The organism is Paenibacillus sp. FSL E2-8871 (assembly GCF_038000345.1).
Taxonomy (GTDB): Bacteria; Bacillota; Bacilli; order Paenibacillales; family Paenibacillaceae; genus Paenibacillus_AQ.
Window position 1 is genome coordinate 5,804,840 of sequence record NZ_JBBOBV010000001.1, and the last position, 22,156, is coordinate 5,826,995.

The 22,156-nt window shown below is 40.9% G+C and carries 19 protein-coding genes; 16 read left to right on the forward strand and 3 right to left on the reverse strand.

Features of this window, described 5'->3' with window-relative positions:
* Positions 1-44: 44 nt before the first annotated feature.
* The 4 genes from NYE25_RS26045 to NYE25_RS26060 all read left to right on the forward strand — a co-directional run bounded on the left by NYE25_RS26045 (position 45) and on the right by NYE25_RS26060 (position 4,353).
* Positions 45-899: a carbohydrate ABC transporter permease gene (locus NYE25_RS26045; RefSeq protein ID WP_341053336.1), complete on the forward strand. Its 855-nt coding sequence runs from the start codon at positions 45-47 to the stop codon at positions 897-899.
* A 72-nt stretch (positions 900-971) separates the two neighbouring features.
* The gene (locus NYE25_RS26050; RefSeq protein WP_341147211.1) at positions 972-2,570 is read left to right on the forward strand and encodes an extracellular solute-binding protein; all 1,599 of its coding nucleotides are present in this window, start codon (positions 972-974) and stop codon (positions 2,568-2,570) included.
* A gap of 75 nt (positions 2,571-2,645) precedes the next feature.
* Positions 2,646-3,458, forward strand: a complete 813-nt coding sequence (locus NYE25_RS26055) for an MBL fold metallo-hydrolase (RefSeq protein WP_341147212.1) — start codon at positions 2,646-2,648, stop codon at positions 3,456-3,458.
* Positions 3,459-3,489: 31 nt separating this feature from the next.
* Entirely contained in the window at positions 3,490-4,353 is an 864-nt protein-coding gene (locus NYE25_RS26060; protein WP_341147213.1) for a DMT family transporter, read from the forward strand.
* A 151-nt stretch (positions 4,354-4,504) separates the two neighbouring features.
* Here the strand turns inward: NYE25_RS26060 and NYE25_RS26065 are convergent, their stop codons facing one another.
* Positions 4,505-5,482 carry a tRNA dihydrouridine synthase gene (locus NYE25_RS26065; protein ID WP_341147214.1) on the reverse strand — a complete coding sequence of 326 codons (978 nt, stop codon included), beginning with the start codon at positions 5,480-5,482 and terminating at the stop codon, positions 4,505-4,507.
* Positions 5,483-5,704: 222 nt separating this feature from the next.
* Between NYE25_RS26065 and NYE25_RS26070 the strand changes: the two genes are divergently transcribed.
* From NYE25_RS26070 to NYE25_RS26090, 5 genes are all read left to right on the forward strand, one after another.
* A complete protein-coding gene (locus tag NYE25_RS26070) occupies positions 5,705-7,291 on the forward strand; it encodes a PucR family transcriptional regulator (RefSeq protein WP_341147215.1) in 1,587 nt (528 codons plus the stop codon).
* Positions 7,292-7,414: 123 nt separating this feature from the next.
* A complete protein-coding gene (locus NYE25_RS26075) occupies positions 7,415-8,683 on the forward strand; it encodes a cytosine permease (protein ID WP_076283943.1) in 1,269 nt (422 codons plus the stop codon).
* Positions 8,680-9,783 carry a DUF917 domain-containing protein gene (locus tag NYE25_RS26080; RefSeq protein ID WP_341050001.1) on the forward strand — a complete coding sequence of 368 codons (1,104 nt, stop codon included), beginning with the start codon at positions 8,680-8,682 and terminating at the stop codon, positions 9,781-9,783. Before NYE25_RS26075 ends, NYE25_RS26080 begins: the two co-directional genes overlap by 4 nt.
* Positions 9,776-11,326, forward strand: a complete 1,551-nt coding sequence (locus NYE25_RS26085; RefSeq protein ID WP_341147216.1) for a hydantoinase/oxoprolinase family protein — start codon at positions 9,776-9,778, stop codon at positions 11,324-11,326. Before NYE25_RS26080 ends, NYE25_RS26085 begins: the two co-directional genes overlap by 8 nt.
* Before the next feature lie 188 nt (positions 11,327-11,514).
* Positions 11,515-12,723, forward strand: coding sequence for an MFS transporter (locus tag NYE25_RS26090; RefSeq protein WP_076283946.1), 1,209 nt, complete (start codon positions 11,515-11,517; stop codon positions 12,721-12,723).
* 122 nt (positions 12,724-12,845) lie between these two features.
* Here the strand turns inward: NYE25_RS26090 and NYE25_RS26095 are convergent, their stop codons facing one another.
* A complete protein-coding gene (locus NYE25_RS26095; protein ID WP_341049997.1) occupies positions 12,846-13,235 on the reverse strand; it encodes a hypothetical protein in 390 nt (129 codons plus the stop codon).
* 563 nt (positions 13,236-13,798) lie between these two features.
* On the opposite strand from NYE25_RS26095, the gene deoC reads away from it, so the two are divergent.
* Both deoC and NYE25_RS26105 read left to right on the forward strand, forming a co-directional pair.
* Positions 13,799-14,464 (forward strand): deoxyribose-phosphate aldolase, encoded by a 666-nt coding sequence (deoC, locus tag NYE25_RS26100; RefSeq protein ID WP_076283948.1) that lies wholly within the window; start codon positions 13,799-13,801, stop codon positions 14,462-14,464.
* Positions 14,465-14,519: 55 nt separating this feature from the next.
* Complete coding sequence (locus NYE25_RS26105) at positions 14,520-15,296, forward strand: DeoR/GlpR family DNA-binding transcription regulator (protein ID WP_042185310.1); 777 nt, start codon at positions 14,520-14,522, stop codon at positions 15,294-15,296.
* A gap of 113 nt (positions 15,297-15,409) precedes the next feature.
* Here the strand turns inward: NYE25_RS26105 and NYE25_RS26110 are convergent, their stop codons facing one another.
* Complete coding sequence (locus NYE25_RS26110; protein ID WP_076283949.1) at positions 15,410-16,252, reverse strand: AraC family transcriptional regulator; 843 nt, start codon at positions 16,250-16,252, stop codon at positions 15,410-15,412.
* A gap of 237 nt (positions 16,253-16,489) precedes the next feature.
* On the opposite strand from NYE25_RS26110, the gene NYE25_RS26115 reads away from it, so the two are divergent.
* The 5 genes from NYE25_RS26115 to gnpA all read left to right on the forward strand — a co-directional run bounded on the left by NYE25_RS26115 (position 16,490) and on the right by gnpA (position 22,115).
* The gene (locus tag NYE25_RS26115; RefSeq protein WP_076283950.1) at positions 16,490-17,857 is read left to right on the forward strand and encodes a carbohydrate ABC transporter substrate-binding protein; all 1,368 of its coding nucleotides are present in this window, start codon (positions 16,490-16,492) and stop codon (positions 17,855-17,857) included.
* Between the two features lie 95 nt (positions 17,858-17,952).
* On the forward strand, positions 17,953-18,846 hold the full coding sequence (locus NYE25_RS26120) for a carbohydrate ABC transporter permease (protein WP_076283951.1): 894 nt from the start codon (positions 17,953-17,955) through the stop codon (positions 18,844-18,846).
* Positions 18,847-18,858: 12 nt separating this feature from the next.
* On the forward strand, positions 18,859-19,752 hold the full coding sequence (locus NYE25_RS26125) for a carbohydrate ABC transporter permease (protein ID WP_341147217.1): 894 nt from the start codon (positions 18,859-18,861) through the stop codon (positions 19,750-19,752).
* Positions 19,753-19,761: 9 nt separating this feature from the next.
* Positions 19,762-19,929 carry a DUF6903 family protein gene (locus NYE25_RS26130; RefSeq protein ID WP_170880250.1) on the forward strand — a complete coding sequence of 56 codons (168 nt, stop codon included), beginning with the start codon at positions 19,762-19,764 and terminating at the stop codon, positions 19,927-19,929.
* Positions 19,930-19,946: 17 nt separating this feature from the next.
* The gene (gene gnpA / locus NYE25_RS26135) at positions 19,947-22,115 is read left to right on the forward strand and encodes a 1,3-beta-galactosyl-N-acetylhexosamine phosphorylase (RefSeq protein WP_076117996.1); all 2,169 of its coding nucleotides are present in this window, start codon (positions 19,947-19,949) and stop codon (positions 22,113-22,115) included.
* Positions 22,116-22,156: the final 41 nt, after the last annotated feature.

Genomic DNA, 22,156 nt, shown 5'->3' on the forward strand with positions numbered 1-22,156 from the left:
GAATTAAATTGGATGACAACATTCTAAGTTCTAGGGTTTTCCGCATGGTGGCTTACCTGATCATTACATTTTTTTCTTTGCTCTGTCTGTTTCCGTTTCTTCTGATTATATCTGGCTCATTGACAGCCAATGAATCCATTATTCGCGATGGTTTTCACTTGATTCCTAAAGTGTTCTCGCTGGAAGGCTATGAGATGGTGTTTATCTTCCCAACTCAGCTAATCAAGGCTTATGGTGTTACGATTTTTGTAACCGTGGTTGGAACGCTGTTGGGATTATTCCTCATTACGATGGCAGGTTATGTTCTGCAGAGGAAAGATTTCAAGTACCGCAATCCATTGTCCTTCTTCATTTATTTCACAACGCTGTTTGGAGGGGGACTTGTACCCTGGTATATCATGCTGACTACGTACTTTGGGCTGGCAGATACCTATGCCGTACTGATATTACCTGGTCTTATGACACCTTTTCTCATTATATTAATGAAAAACTTTATCAAAGCTGCAGTTCCGGAAGAATTATTCGAATCAGCCAAAATCGATGGCGCGAACGACTTCAGGATTTACTATAGTGTTGTGCTGAAGCTAGCGATGCCTGGCATAGCGACTGTCGGTTTGTTCCTTGCTCTGACGTACTGGAATGACTGGTTCATGTCTTCCTTGTTCATTAATGACGTTAGCATGTATCAGCTTCAATACTACTTGTATAACACGATAAATACGATGATGTTCGTTTCTCAAATGGCCACTGGAACTGGGGTATCCCTAGGACGTGACATTCCAACAGAGTCGACCAAAATGGCAATGGCAATCGTCGTTACAGGACCAATTATTTTCCTATATCCGTTTGTGCAGCGATATTTTGTGAAGGGATTAACGATTGGTGCGGTGAAGGGTTAGTACCGAAAGCAAACGAAAGAAGCTCGGATGCGATCGGCTGACATAGATCATTTAATTAAGGGGAGGGTTAGTATGAGAAAAGGAAATAAATTGTTAACAATCGGCACTTCTTTATTATTAACTGCAAGTTTGTTTGCTGGCTGCAGTAGTAACAGCACGAATACTAAGGAGGCATCGTCAGAACCAACAAAGAATTCGAATTCAAATACCAGTACTCCAGCACCAGAAACATCAGAAGTGACTGGAATCGACACATCCAAGAAAGTGGAGCTTCAGTTCTATATGTTGGGCGATGCTCCAAAGGATTTAAAGATCATTGAAGATGAAGTTAACAAAATGGCATTAGAAGAGTTGAATGCAACCGTCAAATTCAACTTCACAACATGGACAGACTGGGACCAGAAGTATAAGCTTCTATTGTCCTCAGGGCAGCCGATTGACCTGATCTTTACGGCAGAATGGACAAATTACCAGTCATATGCGATGAAAGGGGCTTTCCTTCCGCTAGATGATCTCATACCGAAGGCTGCACCTAAGCTACAAGCATATGTACCACAGGATTTCTGGGAAGCAGTCAAGGTTGACAAGAAAATTTACACCGTTCCAGCTATCTGGAAGGAGTATGTAAATGATGGTATTGCCTATCGGGAAGATTTGCGTAAAAAGTATAATTTGCCAAAGCCGGAATCACTCGAAACGCTAGAGCAGTATTTGGATGGCATACGCAAGAATGAACCGGATATGCTACCTCTGGCGGATACTGAGGTTAGTCATGTAGATTCCATCCGTCAAATGACTACTAAAACTGTGAATACCAACGATAAAGTTCCATATGGACTTAGCATCATGTATGACACTCCAAGAGACGTAACCAGCTATTGGGGCTCTCCGCAGCATTTGGAAGATTTAAAAATGTTCAGGAGTTGGCAAGAAAAAGGGTACTTTATGAAGAATATGCTGAACATTAAAGATAGTGGTAGTGATATATTCGCTGCCGGTAAAGCCGCAGCAATTTTGGGAAGTGAGAATCCTAACCGCTTTGGTGATGCTGTTGTCAAAGTGAAATCACTGCATCCGGATTGGGAGCTAGGCTATTCCCCGTATCCGAACATGAAAGGATTCTCTTCACCCGTTCACCCGATTCATAATGGCTTTGCAATTCCACGCAGCAGCAAAAACCCAGAGAGAGCTCTTGCTTTCTATGAGAAATTGGTCACGGATAAACGCTACAATTGGCTGACGCAATACGGTATTGAAGGCAAGAATTTTGAAATTGAAGATGGAAAATATTATAAAATGCTTGGTGATGCCCAATCAAATGGATTCACAAGAGAAGGTATGAATGGATGGGCATGGAGAAATCCGGAGTTCATGTTGTTTGATAAGAGCTATCAAGCTGTGCTAGACATGTTCGATGAAATGGATAAGATAGCAAAACCGAATATTTTCCAAGGTTTCGGAGAGGATTGGACGTCTTATCAAGCAGAGAAGGCGGCCCTTCTACAAGTTGAAAAGCAATACTTATATCCTTTGAATGATGGTATGGTTAAGGATGTTGAAGCCGGCTTGAAGTTATTTATGGAAAAGGCCAAAAAAGCGGGTCTCGATAAAATTCAAGCGGAATACAAGAAGCAGTGGATAAAGTATTTGGATGATTCAAACATTCAGTAAAAAAGGCTAGAGTTACTCAGAGAGAACAATAGGACGATAATCCTATTGTTCTCTACTAACAAGGGTGGAATATTTATGAAGGTTCTTTTTCATGGAACGGCTGCATTTGAAGGGATTCCCTCGTTATTCTGTCATTGCGAGACTTGCAAGCATGCCAAAGTACGTGGTGGAAAAAATATTCGTACACGCACTTCGGTCTTGATTGATGAAATACTTAAGATTGATTTTCCGGCGGACACCTTACATCATTCCATTCGTGATTCTGTAGATATGGATAAGGTTCGCGATTTATTGTTTACACATTCACATTCCGATCATTTGTATCCTGAAGATTTACTGATTCGTGCGCTTGGTTATGCTCAATTTAATGAAGAGGAAGAACTTCATCTATACGGTCATGATTTGCCTATTAAGCACTGTAGTCAATTGCTTGCCACGGAAAGGCATCGCTTCCAATTTCATAACTTGAAGCCCTTTGAAACCATACAAACACAAACAGCTACGATTACGCCATTGCTTGCCAATCATGATTCTAAAGAAACTTGTTTATTGTATTACATAGAAAAGGATGAAAAAGCCATTTTCTATGGTCACGACAGCGGTTGGTTTCCCAAACAGACTTGGGACTGGTTGAAAGGAAAAAAACTGGATCTTGCTATTCTAGAATGTACGACTGGGAATGCCCCAAATTGTGAAGTTCACATGAATGTTGAAGATACTCTAAAAACACGGGAATGGTTAATCGAGAATTTTGTTATGAAAGCAGAAGGGCGAATCGTAGTCACTCATTTCTCTCATAATGCTCATCTGTTGCATGAAGATTTGGTTCATATTTTTGAACCGAATAGGATTACAGTAGCATTTGATGGGATGCAACTGGACATATGAGTTAGCGCATAAGTGAAATGAGGATATTTCTATGATTTCAATGGCATTCTTTTTAGTTTTATTTTCAGGTATTACCCATGCGGTATGGAACCTATTTACAAAGAAAAGTCTGAATAAATACGTATTTCTCTGGTCGATTCATATTGTTGGTACACTTGCTCTATTACCTTATTTTATTATTGAGCTGCTCCAAGTTGAGCTTCATGCGGAGACACTTGGCTATATGGCGATATCTGCTTTATTTCAAGGGTCGTACTTCATTTTCCTCTCTAAATCGTATTCCTATGGTGATTTATCGCAGACCTATCCAATCATGCGAGGTACTGGTGTCATGCTAGTGACCTTGTTAAGTGTTGTGTTATTCGGGGATTCCTTAACTCTAGTAGGCTGGATAGGCTTTTGTTGTATCATAGTAGGGCTCTTTATTATTAGTGGAATCGTTAATCGTCATGCAAATCAAGGGAAAACGACTCATTCTATATCCATTCTTTATGCAATTGTAGTAGGGATGTGTGTTGCGGGCTATACATTAATGGACAAACTAATTGTCCAGCAATTATCTCCACTATCAACGCTTGAATTATCCAATATTAATTATGTAATCGTCGCTTTCTTCATGGTTATAAGAGCCGGTCGTGCACAAATTTTAAGGGAATGGCAACAAAACTGGAAAATGATCTTGATTGGTTGTATTTGCTCGCCAGCTTCTTATTTTATGTTTCTGATGGCGATGAAGCTTGCTCCACTAGCTTCAATTGCGCCAATACGAGAAATTGGAACGGTTGTAGGTACGATTCTTGGCATACTTGTACTAAAAGAGAAGCAAGGAGTGCGCAGGATTATCATGTCGGCTGTGATTACCTGTGGGATCATCTCCATTGCCATATGGGGGTAAGTTGATTTTACTAGAATTGAGGACTACTTTCTGACCGTATAGGGTAAAAATGAAAGGCCTCTCGTAGGAATACGAGAGGCCTTTCATTCTGTTAAGCATTAGATAGTTTTGTACTGTCTAATTGACGGGGCAATTCACAGTTTAATATGCCTCATTCTAATTCTTGTTCTAAAACAGTTTTTACTAAACGACGTACTTCATCTGTTGATTTTGTATCCATTAATTGGTTTCTTAATTCGCCTGCGCCTCTAAATCCACGAACATAGATTTTGAAAAAGCGAAGAAGTGGTTTAAATGAACGTGGCTCGAGTTCATTTGAATATTTATCGTGAAGATCCAACTGTAATAGAAGTAAATTGAGAAAATCCTTTGGACTATGTTCTTTAGGTTCTTTTTCAAAAGCAAATGGATTGGTGAAGATGCCGCGGCCAATCATGACACCATCAACGCCGTATTGTTCAACTAGCTTTAATCCTGTTGCGCGGTCCGGGATATCTCCATTTATAGTTAATAACGTATTTGGAGCAATTTCATCGCGTAATTTTTTTATTTCAGGGATTAGCTCCCAGTGTGCATCTACTTTACTCATTTCTTCTTTTGTACGAAGGTGAATGGAAAGATTCGCAATATCTTGCTTCAATATATGTGTTAACCAATCCCGCCACTCATCAATCTCAGAGTAACCCAATCTTGTTTTAACACTAACCGGCAATCCACCGGCTTTTGCTGCTTGAATAATTTCTGCTGCAACCTCAGGATGTAGTATTAATCCAGCACCTTTTCCATTGGATGCGACGTTTTGTGCGGGGCATCCCATGTTTAAATCAATACCGCGAAAACCAAGTTTTTTCATATCAATACTCATCTGTTCAAAAAATATAGGTTTATCACCCCAAATATGAGCGACAATCGGTTGCTCATCTTCTGTGAACGTTAATCGACCACGTACACTGTCTTTTCCTACAGGGTGACAATAGCTTTCTGTATTAGTGAATTCTGTGAAAAACACGTCGGGTTTGGCAGCTTCACTAATGACGTGACGAAATACAACATCTGTGACATCTTCCATTGGTGCTAATATAAAAAACGGCTTCGGTAAATCAAGCCAAAAGTTTTGTTCGTTACTCATATTATCTCCTCTTGTTGCGATATATAAAAACATATAAGTTATAGCAAAGACCTTTTACCCAACATACATATTATCATTTTTTTTCGTTTATTGCACAGAAGAAAGGAGAATACATACAGCGAAATCAATATACATAGCTTATAGCTTGAAGTGCTAAAATAAGATGTATAAAGCTTTATTAATGGCAACATGAGATAACAATACAGTAGAAGTGGTGAAGATATGGGGATAACTGTAAAAAATATGCTGCAACTTCCTTCCTTTCGAGGAGCAAAGGTGCTAACTGGAAATAATAATCTACACCGCACCATTTCTTCTTTATCCGTACTAGAGGTTTCAAATGCGGATTATTCTTCTCGAATTGTCCATTCCATTCAAGAAGAGTGGTATGCGGAAGAGATAGTGATCAGCTCTTTTTACTCCATTAAGGACAGTGTAGAGAAACAGTGTGAAACGATTGAGTACTTGCACGAGCTTGGAGAAGTAGGATTGATCTTATACTATGTAGGAATTATCATTCCTGAAGTAGCTGACGAGGTACTGCAATTAGCAGAGTCCAAAAATTTCATCATCATTTGTATGCCGGAAAATGATTTTTCACTTCGTTACAACGAAGTGATTTATGAAGTGATGGAAGCAATTGTTCTGAACAATCAGACGATCAATGATAATTTTGTAAATGAAGCGTTAGAGAAAGTATCCCTTTTGCCAGAACACTCACGGAGCGTCGAAATTACGCTGAAAATATTGTCTGATCGGCTGAAAGCGAACGTCATCCTGACGAACACCCAGTTAGATATCGTAAATCAAGTAATGTGGCCCCGTAATTCATCGTTAAACGTGGGGTATATTATTGAGACCTACGCCCCCTATTTGATGAATATGACGAAAGGACAAGCAGAGCCTGTTTCAAATTGCTATGTGGAATACAAGAGTATTCATCAAAAAAACGGAGAAGCGCTGCATTTATTTTTGATTAAAGAGAACTCAAAATTACCTGCGAAGACCATCGATAAAATCAGCGAGGTTGTACAAGTAGCGATCAATTTGTGGGGGGATAAGCATAACGAGGTTAGCGAATATGCCTTGGTAAAAGCAATTATTAATGATGAAAGCGAAAAAATGCGAAGACTGGCTCATTTTCTCCACATTGATGTCTCTTCCATTCAGATGATGTGGTTAGTATATATTCACGATTTATCGCAAGAGAAACAAATTCGTGAAGAGCTGGAAGAGCATTTGTTCAAATATTATAAAACGGCGGTCATTCAAACTATCGATCATTGTATAATAGCCCTTATGGGAAATTGCTCTTACAAGTACAATGAGTATGAAATTGCAGGGGAGTATATTGACACGACGAATTCAGCCCCGCTTATTTCCGAAATGGTCTATGCTCCCCGAATGAGAAATACACAAGATGTACGACGCATGTATCGGCTGGTGAACAGTGTGGGACGGAAAGTCCATCTGATGTATGAGCATCGTAAATTGTACACAGCAGCCGAGATGCGTTCTATGAAACAAGCTATTGAGTTAAGTGAACAGGGAGAAGAAATACTTGAAGAATGGATGTCTGTGATTGACCCCATTCTAGGTGATCCAGAGTCGATAAAAACACTCATAACCTTCTTGTTAGATGCAAAGGGGAATTTTGATAACTGTGGGAAAATGCTGTTTGTTCATAAAAATACAGTAAAATATCGTATTAGAAAGATCAGTGAATTAATTGGCTATGATGTAACCGTCAACTCCGAATCTTACGATGTGTATATCGCTTGCATGATTTATCGACTCACACATAGCTAGTATAATCCGTAGTTTTTGTCGAATAAGACAAAAATCACGGATTTTTTTTTATTTTAGAAAAAGACGTAATCTCATGGTTCCTTCTATAATAAGAAAAATTACTTTTCGAGGAGGAGAACTAACATGAGAAAGGACGGAGCACCTCAGTCTTGGTTCACTCTGGGGATGGTATGGGCCGGAGCGGTGATCAGTATACCTGGCCTCCTGGTTGGGAATACGTTGATATCTGGTATGAGCTTACCTATGACATTATTGATCGCTTTTTTAGGGTACGCCATTATCGTTGTCCTTATGATACTTCAGGGGATTCAGAGTACGGATCTTGGGAAAACAACCGTTCAAGTCGCAGCCCAAGTCTTTGGCAAAAAAGGCTCGCGAACGATTTTATCCATTATTCTCGCTATTGCTTGCCTCGGTTGGTTCGGGATTCAGGCTAATGTATGCGGGGCGGCACTGGCGAACCTGCTGGCGGAGTATGGAGTGATAGTCCCAGTTCCCCTTGCTTCTTTAATTAGCGGTTTGGTTATGGTGATCTCAGCAATGTACGGAATGAAAGTGCTGAGAGTACTTAGTTATATTGCAGTACCTTTATTAATCGTGATTTGCATATATGGTTTAGTTCAAGTGTTCACTATGGATTCCGTGCAGAACATTTGGAGCTACCAGCCTGAGAAGCATATGAATTTCATGGATGGCTTAGCTGTAACAATAGGCTCATTTGCCTTAGGGGCTGTCATTGCAGGCGACTACTCTCAGTTCTCAAGAAAACGTTCTGACGTATTAAAAGCAGCGTTAATCGGAATTGTTCCTTCTGGCGTACTGATGATTAGTGTGGGTGCTATTTTATCGATTGCTTACCAGACTAGCGATATTGCGGCCGTCTTTATAAATATTACAACGCCTTTTATTGGGGGTACTGTTTTGATTCTGGCTGCTTGGAAAACGAATATGGTCAACGCAATCTCGGGTGGATTTGCGCTTACCAATGTATTGCATATTTCCAAAGAAAAAGAAAAATGGGCAGTAGGGATTGCTGGACTCATCGGGACTGTACTCGCTGTGATTGGTATCTTGAATTATTTCACGCCAGTGATGTCGATCTTGTCAGCTATGGTTCCGCCGGTAGCAGGGGTAATGATTGCATCCTATTGGATCATGAATAAAGGCGATAAGAACCGTTGGAAGGAAACAGAGGGAGTTAATCGTCTAGGGGTATTTTCTTGGCTGGTCGGATCCATTATTGCTTGTATGCCCGTTGTGCTGTCCTTTTTCCCAAGCTTACCTCAATTATCAAATCAGCCATTACTCGGTATCGTCATTTCATTTGTCTTATATATTGTCTGCTACCGATTTACTGCCTCAAAAACTGTCATATTGGAGGGAAATAAATGAGATATTTAGATGAACAATCGATTGAACATATTGCCGTAGGCGCTGCATTTTTAGGCACAGGTGGAGGAGGAGATCCTTACATCGGTAAACTCATGGCTCTTTCGGCTATTGAAAAGTACGGACCTGTAAGACTTTATTCTGTGGATGAAATCGAGGATGAAGACTTTTTCATTCCTTCCGCCATGATGGGTGCTCCTTCTGTATTAGTGGAGAAATTTCCGAAAGGCGATGAGTTTGTTAAGGTATTTCAGATGCTGGCCAAATATTTAGGCAGAGAAAAAATTACAGGCACGTTTCCGATGGAAGCAGGCGGAGTCAATTCGATGATTCCGATCGTCGTTGCAGCACAGCTGAATTTACCGCTTATTGATTGCGATGGGATGGGGAGGGCATTTCCTGAATTGCAGATGGTGACGTTTAACCTGGATGGTATTTCGGCTGCGCCGCTCGCAATTTCGGATGAAAAAGGAAACATTGGTATTTTTGAGACGATCGATAATAAATGGACCGAACGGTTAGCCCGTACAGCTACAGTGGAGATGGGCGCTAGTGCTTTGGTAAGTCTGTATCCAACGACGGGGGCTCAAATTAAGAACAGCGGTGTCCATAACATCGTGACGCTATCTGAGCAGATCGGAGAGATCATTTCTTCCAACAACAGAGATGCAAAAGTGAAGCTTGAAGAGCTTCTAAACCTGACATCCGGTCACGAGCTGTTCCAAGGGAAAATAACAGATGTCATCCGGGAAACCAAGGGTGGCTTTAATTTAGGGGAAATGAACCTAGAGGGCATTGAAGGAAATAAAGATGAGCAAATGAAAGTTTATTTCCAAAATGAGAATTTGCTTGCCGAGAAGAATGGTCAGGTTATAGCCATGACACCGGATTTAATATGCCTAGTCGATTATGAAACTTTATTGCCTGTTACAACAGAAAGTTTGAAATATGGAAAACGCGTACGCGTCATTGGCTTGCCAGCACATCCCAAATGGAGAACGGAAAAAGGAATCGAAACGGTAGGACCGAGATACTTTGGGTATGATTACGATTATGCTCCTATTGAAGAATTGGTAAGTAAGGCGGTGGCTAAACATGTTTAGAATTGGAATAGATGTAGGTGGCACGAATACAGATGCCATTATTTTGGACGAGCATAACCGATTAATTCATAGCGTTAAATCCCCAACGACACTGGATATAAAAACGGGGATTGAGACGTCACTGCGTAATGTATTGAAGGAAGCGAGCATTGATAAAACGAAAATCACACATGCAATGCTTGGGACAACGCAGTGTACTAATGCCATTGTGGAACGGAAGAAATTAGCCAAAGTTGGTGTGATTCGGTTAGGATTCCCTGCTACCGCTTCTGTTCTGCCATATACGGCTTGGCCTAAAGACATGGTGGAAAAACTATCAGGAAACTATGCATTAGTTCATGGTGGGTATGAATATGATGGTAAGTTGCTCAGTGAGCTTGATGAGGAGGAGATTAAAGAGCTTCTAGTAGAATGGCGAAATAAAGTAGAATCTATTGCGATCATTGGTGTGTTCTCATCCATCAAAAATGACCAGGAGCTCAAGGTTCGAGACTTAATCTGGGAAGCATACGGGACAAATTATCCGGTTTCTTGCTCCTCCTTGATCGGGTCTGTTGGCCTGATTGAACGTGAGAATGCAACCATACTGAATGCGGCTTTATGCAAAGTCATCGAGACCACTAGCACAGGTTTTGAAAATGCGTTAGAAGCAGAAGGGATTCAAGGCGCTGAGGTGTACTTATGCCAAAATGACGGTACACTTATGTCGATTGAATATGCTAAGCAATTTCCGATCCTTACGATTGCCTGTGGACCAACAAATAGCATCCGGGGAGCTTCTTATTTAGCGAACATTAAAAATACGATGGTACTCGATGTTGGTGGCACCACATCGGATATCGGTGTCTTACAGGATGGATTTCCAAGAGAGTCTTCTGTAGCAGTGGAAGTAGGAGATATTCGCACGAACTTTAGAATGCCAGACATTATCTCTGTAGGACTTGGCGGCGGAAGTATTGTTCGCGTAGACAATGGCAAGATTACAGTTGGGCCTGATAGCGTGGGCTATAAGATCACAGAAGAAGCACTCGTATTTGGTGGAAGCACCTTGACTACGACGGATATTGCGGTTCGCCTTGGGTTAGCTGACGTGGGAGATAAAAGTTTAGTAAGTCACATTGATGAACAATTTTCCAAACAAGTCCTATCCGTAATTTCTTCGATCATAGCCAAGGCGATTGATAAGATGAAAACTTCTTCCGAAGATGTACAGATTGTACTCGTAGGCGGGGGCAGTGTTATTATTCCAGATGGAATTCCCGGAGTAGCCAGCATTATTAAAGTAGAGAACGGTGGAGTTGCCAATGCCATCGGTGCATCGATTTCTCAAATTAGCGGACAGTATGAACAAATTTATATTTATTCGCGAGAGCCGCGAGAGCAGTCGTTAAGGGATGCTGAGGAAAAAGCGGTGAAACAAGCGGTATTGGCAGGAGCCGATCCTACTACGATTAAATTGGTTGAGGTTGAAGAGACGCCACTTGCCTATCATCCGGAAAATGCAACCAGATTAAGAGTTAAGGTTGTAGGTAAAATGAGTTAGAGACCTTTTGAACAGCTCTTTGAAGCAAAATAATTCCATGATGTAAAACTAGAAGCTTCTCATGAGTTCTTTGAACTTGTGTGAAGCTTCTTTTTTTATGAAAAATAGGATTGCTCGATATAGTCTAAATGAGTATTATGAGTAAGTATGTTCATATAAAAATAGAGATAAATAGGATGGAGAGCACCATGACAACATCACGACAGAACGCATTGATTTTTTCGTTTACTTTTATGGCGTTTATTTTGGGTACGACGGAGTATATTATTGTTGGTTTACTCTCGGAAATATCCTCGAGCCTAGGAGTAACGCTTGCGACAGCTGGGGGGTTAGTATCTGGTTTCGCAATCGCTTATGCCATTGGCACACCCATTATGATGTCTTTGTTCAGCCGTATCCCGAAACGGATTACGATTCTTGTATCGCTTGTATTGATTCTGCTGCTGAATTTGTGGAGTGCTATAACTGGAACCTACAGTATGCTGCTAGTGACTAGAATAGTTACTGCCGTACTATGTGGTTTTGTTCTTTCTGTAGCCATTACGGTAGCGAATGAAGCGGTGGACCCGGAGAAAAGAGGCAAAGCGATCGCTACAATTTTGAGCGGTTTCGCTGTTGCGAATGTATTTGGTGTACCGATCGGCACTTTTGTAGGGCAGTATTTCAACTGGCCTGCAGCATTTGTTCTAAATGGGGTATTAGCCGGAATTGCCATAGCGCTAAATTATGCCTATATTCCACGCAAACTACCGAAGCCTGTGCCTAGCTCACTTAAGGATCAGATCGAACTGCTCACGAATGGACGCATTATTCTTGCGTTTCTCATTCCAGTTACGGCAGTGGGAGCGGTGTTTGTGATGTACACGTACATTACACCATTGCTGGAGCAAGTGATGAATATTCCTAAGAGCTCGGTTAGTGGCGTACTGTTTGTATACGGGATTGCCACGATTGTCAGCAACTGGATTGGAGGCAAGGTTGCAACCGGAAATGCGGTAAGTAAGCTTAGATTCGTATTTCTTATCCAAGCTGTGGTCTATATCGTCTTTAGTTTGACCGCATCGATCTCGATTCTAGGAATGATCGTACTAATGATGCTAGCCGTAATGTCGAGTATTGTTAGCGCACCAGCCCAGCTCTATTTGATAGATTTGGCCAAGCAGTATTCACCAAGATCGAAGGACCTAGCTGCATCGTTGAATCCAGTAGCGTCTAACCTGGGAATCGCAGGAGGATCCGCAATTGGTGGAGTGGTTGCCCAGCATGGAGGATTAATCTCCCTTCCTATAGCTGCTTCCATCCTGGCGATATCAGCATGTGTGATTGCTTTGATATGTTATAAGTTGGATCAGCAAACTCAAGAAGGGGTTATTGCTCAGCATCATAACTTAACCTGAAGAGAAGTTATAGAGGTCGTCGGAAATAATCCGGCGGCCTTTTCGTATATCAACTAGTAATCTAGTAAAACAACACAAAAAATCCGTCGGAAGGAAAAATTCCATAGACGGATCGTGAGTTATTATATGCAAATCCAACCAAGGCCGGGGATTTCTTTCCAAGTGCAGTTACCAGGGCCGCTACCAGAGCCACTACCGGAACCACTACCAGGTCCCCCGCCAGATCCACTACCAGGAGTAGCTGGCATTGTGGGAAACGGCCCTTCGGCCATGGATATCATTTTTACGTCAATGACAGCACTTTTGCCATCTGCAAATAGCACACTAATTGAATCAGCATTAACTGTATTGACATAGGCTACAACCTTTTGACCACTACTTAAGGTGAAAATCCCCCATTTTCCGAGGAAAGGTTGAATATCAGTGATGGTTAGATATGCAAATACTGGGCCACCACTAGAATGCGTCTGCATTCCTGGTTGTTGGGTGCCGCTTCCAGGATATATGGGCATGGGTCCGCCTGATTGCATGCCACCTGGAGTCATTGGTTGGAATGGGGGGAAACTACGACATGGGCACACATAGTACGGATTTCTGAAGTAAAAATATCCCACTTATTAACCTCCTTAGATACCTCTAATTAACAGATACCTAAAGTCTATGCTCCTGCCTATGTATTGGTGTATGACACGAATAAGGGCTTCAACTTTACTTTAATTGACTATATTCATAATTGTGTTATAATTCAAACATATGTTATTAATATAACAATATATATTGGTAATGTAACAAATGAAATATCCTGGAGTTATTAGAAGGAGGAGTGTGATTCAGAACAGTAGTTGTTCCTGTGAGTTATTGGGGGGAAACCTGATTTGTAGCGGAAACTGAGGAATTGCAACTTAAACCGATACATATTAGGAGCACTTATTAGTTGCAGTTGCACGCACCCAGAGCTCGGTTCTTCACCTTCAATGGCTATGGAAAAACTAGTTACATGTAGTGCAATAACAATTGTTAGAATATTAACATTTTAAACGTTTTATAATTAATTATTAAGGGAGAAGTGAACAGAATGGACGTTAAAGATATATTAGGAAAAGTAGATCATACCCTCCTTGATGTTACTGCTACATGGGATGATATAAAGAATTTATGTGATGATGCGATGAAATACCAGACGGCCAGTGTTTGCATCCCAAGTGCTTATGTTAGAGAAGCTGCAAATTATGTAGAGGGCAAAATAGCAATATGTACAGTTATCGGATTTCCGAATGGTTATAGTACACAAGCCGTTAAAGTATTTGAAGCAACAGATGCAATTACAAATGGAGCATCGGAAATTGATATGGTAATCAATGTGGGCTTCTTAAAAAGTGGACGTTATGAGGAAGTTTGCGACGAAATACGTGCCATTAAAAATGCATGTGGAAGTAGAGTATTAAAGGTTATTGTTGAAACCTGTTTGCTCACCCAAGAGGAAAAAGTGAAAGTATGTGAGCTTGTTACAAAAGCTGGTGCTGATTATATCAAAACATCCACTGGATTTTCAAAAGCTGGAGCAACTAAAGAGGATGTCAGCCTGTTTGCACAGAACATAGGTCAGAATGTGAAGATTAAAGCAGCTGGAGGCATTCGCTCTTTGGATGATGCTAAAGCATTTATCGATTTGGGTGCAGACCGTTTAGGAACTAGTGCCATAGTTAAAATTGTAAAAGGGCAGGAAGTATTGGGGTATTAGATATGGTATAATTCTGATAATTATACTTTATTATTAGTAGTTAGGATGAACCGGTATGGATAAGCAAGAGAGAGTAAATACAATTGTATCAATCCTAAAAAATAAAAGTGGCGCATCCATCAAAGAACTTTCACATCAACTTGATGTCACAGAAATGACTGTTCGCCGAGATATTAAATATCTAAAAGAAAATAAAATCGTTCAAGTTGTTTCAGGTGCGGTTATTTATAATGGTTCTGACCCTAATGAGAATAAACAAGATGAATATGATTTGACAACTCAAAAAAATAATCGAGCATCAGAAAAATATAATATAGGTAAGTTAGCAGCTTCACTAATCGAGCCTAACGATATTATTTTTATTGATATTGGTACAACAACCGCTCAAATCATCGAACATATTCCGTCAAATCATTCTGTGGAAATTGTTTGCTGTACTATGAACGCATTAATTGAGATTCATAAAAAAGGATTTAAGGATTTTATTCTTATTGGTGGTCATTACCGTCCAGAACTTCAAATGTTTGAAAGCAGAGAAGGGTTGGATTTAATAAGTAGAACACGAACAACAAAAGCATTTATTTCTGCTGCTGGAGTTAATGCTAAATTAGGCATTACTTGCACGAACAGTTGTGAAGTGGACACAAAGAATGCGGCAATTAATTGTGCCCTTGAGAAAATTTTAGTGATTGATTCCTCTAAGTTTGATATGGTTAAATCCACTTACTTTGCTTCGTTAAATGATTTTGATGCGATTGTAACCGATAGAGGTTTATCAGAAGAGTGGATTGAGAAAATCAAACAATTAAATATTTCTCTTTATCTAGCTTAGAAATACAGCGCGTGCCGATACTCAATCGGTGCGCGCTGTTCCATGAGGGATATAAATTTTTTGTTTGGATTTTCAGGATTTTTTCGCGGAATTATTAAACAATTCTACGCCCGTCATTGAACTCGTCTCTTGGTCTGAAGTCGGTAATCGCGTGGAGTTAGATTACAGCTTCGGCGGAAGCTTTGTGAGAAATAGCTTTGGGAAGAAAAACCAGTAGATTCCGCAATTTGAGAGATGGAGAGATCCGTGGTTTCTAGTAACTCCTTACTGGCACGAAGCCTGACATCAATTAAATAATTGATGGGTGACATCCCATAATATTTTGCAAAGGTATGCACCAGATAATACTTGCTGAAATGTGCTTTTTCTGCCAGATAGTCAAGTGAAATCTCCTCTGAATAGTTAGAGTCAATATAACGTTTGATCCTGCTACATACCTTGTTAGCCTTTTGAGTAGCCACGACGGAAAATGGATGGCCAGAGTTTCTCATTAATATAGTGACTACAACCTCTAGTAAGTTTTGACAAATGGCCTCATAGTTTGCATCTTTATTTTCCGTTTCCCGAAGCATGGCGTTGAAATAGAAGAATAACTCATCCCTCTGATTACGATAATTGATGATCTCATGATTACGGCTAGCACTTCGATCGCCAAAGTCAAAGCTCATCCCCTCAACCGCAAGCACGACATATTCAAGTGGATCACTACTAACCGATAGCTCGGTATGCTCCACATTCGGGTTCACAATAACTAGATCGTCTTGCTTCACTGGATAGATTTCATCCTCTACAATGAAGTTTCCCCGCCCGCTTCGGACATAAAAAAGCTCGGAAAAATTATGAGAATGACGCATGCTGTACCAATCACCTTCATAAATAGAGGAACTGACATAGATTAACTTGGCGGGAATTTCTCCACGTCCTTTACCAGGTAGCGAATAACGTACATTTCCCAAATAAGGTCAGTCCTTTGCGTTGATATAAGCTTACTTTACCACAATTACTAGACTGCATAACAATAAATTGAAATAGTCAATAATTTATAAAAAAATTCTAATAAAGCAAGATATATAAAATGAACGGCAACATGTTTGTTGAAAGAAACTCGAACGATCGGATAAGATGAATGAGTAAGAAAGCTCCTATGTATGCGGTTTACAGCATCAATAAAAAGATAAATATGGAGGGTTATTATGAGAAAAGTTCTTAGCCTTGCACTTACAGCTGCACTGTCTCTAAGTCTTGCGGCCTGTGGTGGTAATACTGAAAGTAATTCTAGTTCCACATCTACAGATGCCACCAACACATCGAAGAACTCTAATTCGACTGCCGAAACTCGTACTCTTAAGCTAGCCGCTTTAGAAACCGCTTACGGATCTGATGTATGGAAAGAGGTAATTTCTGGATTCGAAAAAGCTAACCCTGGTGTGAAAGTTGAATCAACGATCGACAAAAGCCTTGAAGATGTTATCGGACCTGGTATGAAATCAGGAGATTTTCCTGACGTCATCCATCTTGCCGTAGGTCAGCCTAAAGGTTTGACAGAAACCTTCATTAAGGACAATAACCTCACTGATCTTACAGACGTACTTTCAATGACTGTTCCCGGTGAGAGTGCTACCGTAAAGGACAAGCTTATTCCTGGGTTTACGGATACAACTATTACGAACCCTTATGGTGATGGGAAAACCTTCCTAATGCCAATGTTCTATAGCCCAACGGGTCTGTTCTACAATGCTGACTTACTTGAGAAGAAAGGCTGGGCGGTCCCTACGACTTGGGATGAAATGTGGGCATTAGGAGACAAAGCTAAGGCTGATGGAATTGCATTGTTCTCCTATCCAACGACCGGTTATTTCGATTCATTCTTCTATGCTTTGCTTAACGAAGTTGGGGGTCCTGATTTCTTCACCAAAGCGACGCATTACACAGAAGGAATATGGCAAACACCAGAAGCAACACAAGCATTTGATATTATTAATAAGTTAGCTTCCTATACTGAAAAAACAGTTCCGGCGAATGGAAATAAAGACAACTTCACTAAGAATCAACAGCTTATTCTTGATAACAAAGCTATCTTCATGCCAAACGGTACATGGGTTGTTGGTGAAATGGGTCAAGCACCTCGTGCTGAAGGATTTAAATGGGGATTCACTGCTCTACCAGCTGTAAAAGCTGGTGGTGATAGATACTCCTACACCTTCTTTGAACAAATCTGGGTTCCTGCGAAAGCTAAAAATGCAGATCTTGCAAAACAATTTATTGCTTATCTTTATTCAGATGAAGCAGCAGGCATTTTTGCTAAAGTAGGTGCAGTCCAACCTATTAACGGTATGGCAGGCAAATTGGAAGGTGACAATAAACTCTTCTATAGCATCTATGATGGTGGTGCAAAGGCAGCTATGGGGGCATTTGCTACAACAGATCCGGTTGAAGGGGTAAGTATTTCGGATACCGTATTTGGTACCGTGGATTCCCTTGTGACTAAGGCTAAGACACAAGCACAGTGGGTTGAAGCGATTACGAAAGCAAGCGATCAGTTACGTGGAGCGTTGAAATAATTAAAGGCAATGCTGGATACCAATTCAATCTGTGAACAATGGTGGCATGCGCGAAGCTGCCACCATTATTTTTACCTTAAGAAGGAGATGGACCAATGGAAATCAAGAAAGGACAAGGGCGTTTTATTTTCTTCTGTATTGCTCCCGCCATAATCCTATTCGTTGTTTTTCTAATTATACCTACAATCAATGTATTCCGTATGTCCACGTACAAATGGGGTGGATACACAGATGACAAAACCTTTGTAGGGCTGCAAAATTTCGAGAAGCTTTTTCAAAGTGATAAATTTTATCAAGCGTTTCAGAACAGTCTTCTACTTATCATTTTAGTTACGATCATTACGTTTGCTTTTGCTCTAGTGTTCGCGTCCATGCTTTCACGAGAAAATCTAAAAGGACAAAATGTATTACGAGTTATCTTCTACATCCCGAACATTCTATCTGTTGTTGTTATCAGTGCAATATTCTCTGCAATTTATGATCCAAATAGCGGACTGCTAAATGCATTCTTAAATTTATTCCGCGAAGCAACATCAGACCCAACACTTTGGTTGGGTGATCAGAAAATCGTTATTTTCTCACTCGCAGGCGCTATGATCTGGCAGGCTATCGGTTATTACATGGTTATGTATATGGCAAGTATGGCAAATATCCCTGAAAGCTTATATGAATCCGCTGACCTTGAAGGTGCAAGTAGGATACATCAATTCTTCACTATTACGATCCCTTTAATCTGGACAAATATCCGTACAACCCTTACCTTTTTCGTCATCAGCACAATCAATATGAGCTTCCTATTTGTTGTGGCGATGACCGGAGGCGGGCCTGACGGTTCTACTGAGGTATTCTTGAGCTATATGTACAAAGAGGCGTATACCAACTCTTCGTATGGTTACGGTATGGCAATCGGTGTAATTGTGTTCCTGTTCTCATTCGCACTAGCTGCTATCCTAAACGCAGTCACTAGACGTGAACATTTGGAATATTAAGGAGGGGACAACTTGAATAATAATAATCTCACACATCATGGAGCCGGCGATAAGTTGTATAAGGTCCTCATCTATGTTGTGCTGATCCTACTAGCAATTATCATCATCGTCCCTGTAGCTTGGGCGTTTATGGCCTCCATCAAACAGAATGTAGAGTTTTATGCTAATCCTTGGGCTCTTCCAAAAGGAATTTATCTACAAAACTTCGCGGATGCTTGGCAGAAAGCTAAGATGGGCAGTTACATGTTCAACTCCGTAATCGTAACTGTGATTGCGATCGCGCTTCTGCTGGTCATTGCCTTACCTGCTGCATATGTGCTTGCACGTTATAAATTCAAGGGAAGCGTCATCTTGAATTTGATGTTTATGGCAGGATTATTTATCAATGTGAATTATATTGTTGTTCCGATCTTCCTTATGCTCAATAACGGTGACAAGGTCGCTCGCAATTTATTTGGACAGCCGATACTCCTGAATAATTTATTCATTCTGGCACTTGTCTATGCTGCAATGGCGCTTCCGTTCACGATTTATCTATTGGGGGGCTACTTTAAATCATTACCTAGGGAATTTGAAGAAGCTGCTTCTGTAGATGGTGCAAGCTATTTCCGAACGATGGTGCAGGTTATTATGCCAATGGCTAAACCTAGCATTGTAACGGTTATCTTGTTTAATTTCCTCTCCTTCTGGAACGAATATATCATTTCGATGACTTTACTGACGAAGCCAGGACTTCGAACATTACCAGTTGGTTTAATGAATCTCATGGCTGCTCAGAAATCAGCTGTCGAATATGGACAAATGTATGCAGGTCTAGTAATAGTCATGCTGCCAACCCTTATTCTTTATATGTTAGTACAAAAGAAGCTTACCCAAGGCATGACCATGGGCGGGTTGAAAGGTTAAGGTGATACCATGAGTAATCCGTTACGCAATTTGTTGATGCTGATTGTCTTCATCTTCGCGCTAGTACTCGTTATTATTGGGCAAAAAAATATTGGTGCACCCGGGCTCGGAATTATGCTACTGGGGCTGGCACTTCTAATAGGTCTTCTCTGGTTCTATAATCGGAAATTTAAGTAAAGGGAGAGTTATGAAAGATGAACAAAGGACGGGTCACGATACCCACAGATCTGGATGTTATTCCTGAAACGATAGAAGTTATGAAGCGCTGGGGCGCGGATGCAGTACGTGATTGCGATGGTACTGACTTTCCCGCAGAATTACGGGATATCGATGCTAAGGTGTATTCTACTTACTATACCACTCGTAAAGAAAATGGATGGGCAAAAGCAAATTCGGATGAAATCCAGCAGATGTATCTTATGACGCCTTTTTATACAGCTGAAGGCTCTAGTCTAATTATCCCTTTAATGAAGGGACTTTATCCAGATATGCTGAAAGTGAATACTCGTGACGATATCAAGCGCTGGTGGGAAGTTATCGATCGTACCACAGGAGATGTGCTATCGACTGAGCAATGGAGCTATAACGAAGAAACGGGCAGTGTTATTATTCAAGCAAGTCCCTTCCACGATTACACGGTTAGTTTTCTAGCCTATATTATGTGGGATCCCGTTCATATGTACAATGCGGTCACGAATGGTTGGGAAAATGTTGAGCCTCAGATCACCTTTGATGTTCGCCAACCGAAGTCGCGTGAGTTCACAATGCAACGACTACGTCAATTTATTGATGAACATCCATATGTCAATGTCATTCGATTTACGACTTTCTTCCACCAATTCACACTCGTCTTCGATGAGCTTGCACGTGAGAAATATGTGGATTGGTATGGTTATTCAGCATCGGTTAGTCCTTATATTCTTGAACAATTTGAACAAGAGATGGGCTATCCGTTTAGAGCCGAATATATCATTGATCAGGGCTACTATAATAATAACTATCGCATTCCGACCAAGGAGTTCCAAGACTTTCAGGCATTTCAGCGGCGTGAGGTCGCCGTGCTTGCTAAGGAATTAGTCGATATTACTCACGAATATGGAAAGACAGCCATGATGTTTCTTGGTGATCACTGGATTGGTACCGAGCCATTTATGGAAGAGTTCTCATCGATTGGGGTAGATGCTGTTGTCGGTAGTGTAGGCAATGGTTCCACCCTTCGGCTGATTAGCGATATACCTGGTGTGAATTATACAGAGGGACGTTTCCTACCGTATTTCTTCCCGGATACGTTCTATGAGGGTGGAGATCCTGTACGTGAAGCCAAAGTAAACTGGGTCACAGCAAGACGAGCGATCCTTCGTAAGCCGATTGACCGAATTGGTTATGGTGGATATTTGAAGCTGGCACTGGATTTTCCGGATTTCATGAGCTACATCGAGAGTGTGTGTGATGAATTCCGTACTTTGTATGATAATGTACACGGAACAACACCGTACAGTGTCAAAACCGTTGCAGTACTCAACTGCTGGGGTAAAATGCGTGCATGGGGTAATCATATGGTTCATCATGCCCTTTATCAAAAACAAAATTATAGCTATGCAGGGATCATAGAGACGTTATCTGGTGCACCCTTTGATGTCAAATTCATTAGCTTTGATGATATTAAGAATGACCCCTCTATCCTTAAAGGAATCGATGTCATTTTGAATGTAGGGGATGGCGATACGGCCTACACAGGTGGGGATTGGTGGCTGGATACAGATATTGTAACAGCAGTGAAGCAATTTGTTCATGAGGGCGGAGGATTCATTGGAGTGGGCGAACCCGCAGCTCATCAAGCGAACGGAAGGTACTTCCAGCTTGCAAGCATCCTCGGTGTAGAGCAAGAAAAAGGATTCACTCTCGGTTATGATAAATATAACTGGGAAGAGCAGGATCATTTTATTACTGAAGACTTCGGAGTAGATGATAAAGGAAAGAAGATTATCGATTTCGGTGAAGGAAAGAAGAATATATTCGCTCTCGAAGGCACCACTGTCCTTCGTCAGGTTGATAAAGAAGTTCAACTTGCAGTGAATGAATTCGGTAGTGGACGATCTGTCTACATCAGTGGATTGCCTTATAGTTTTGAGAACAGTCGCTTACTTTACCGTGCAATTCTCTGGAGCACTCACAGCGACCACGAGCTAAATCGCTGGTTCAGTGAAAACTATAATGTTGAGGTTCATGCCTATGTTAAAAATGGTAAATACTGCGTCGTGAACAACACTTATGAGCCACAGGAAACTGTCGTTTATCGTGGTGATGGCTCTAGCTTCTCACTCAAGCTGGAAGCGAATGAGATCAAGTGGTACGAAATCTAAACATAAAATCAGCACAAAGAAGCTGTACCAAAGTCATGAAA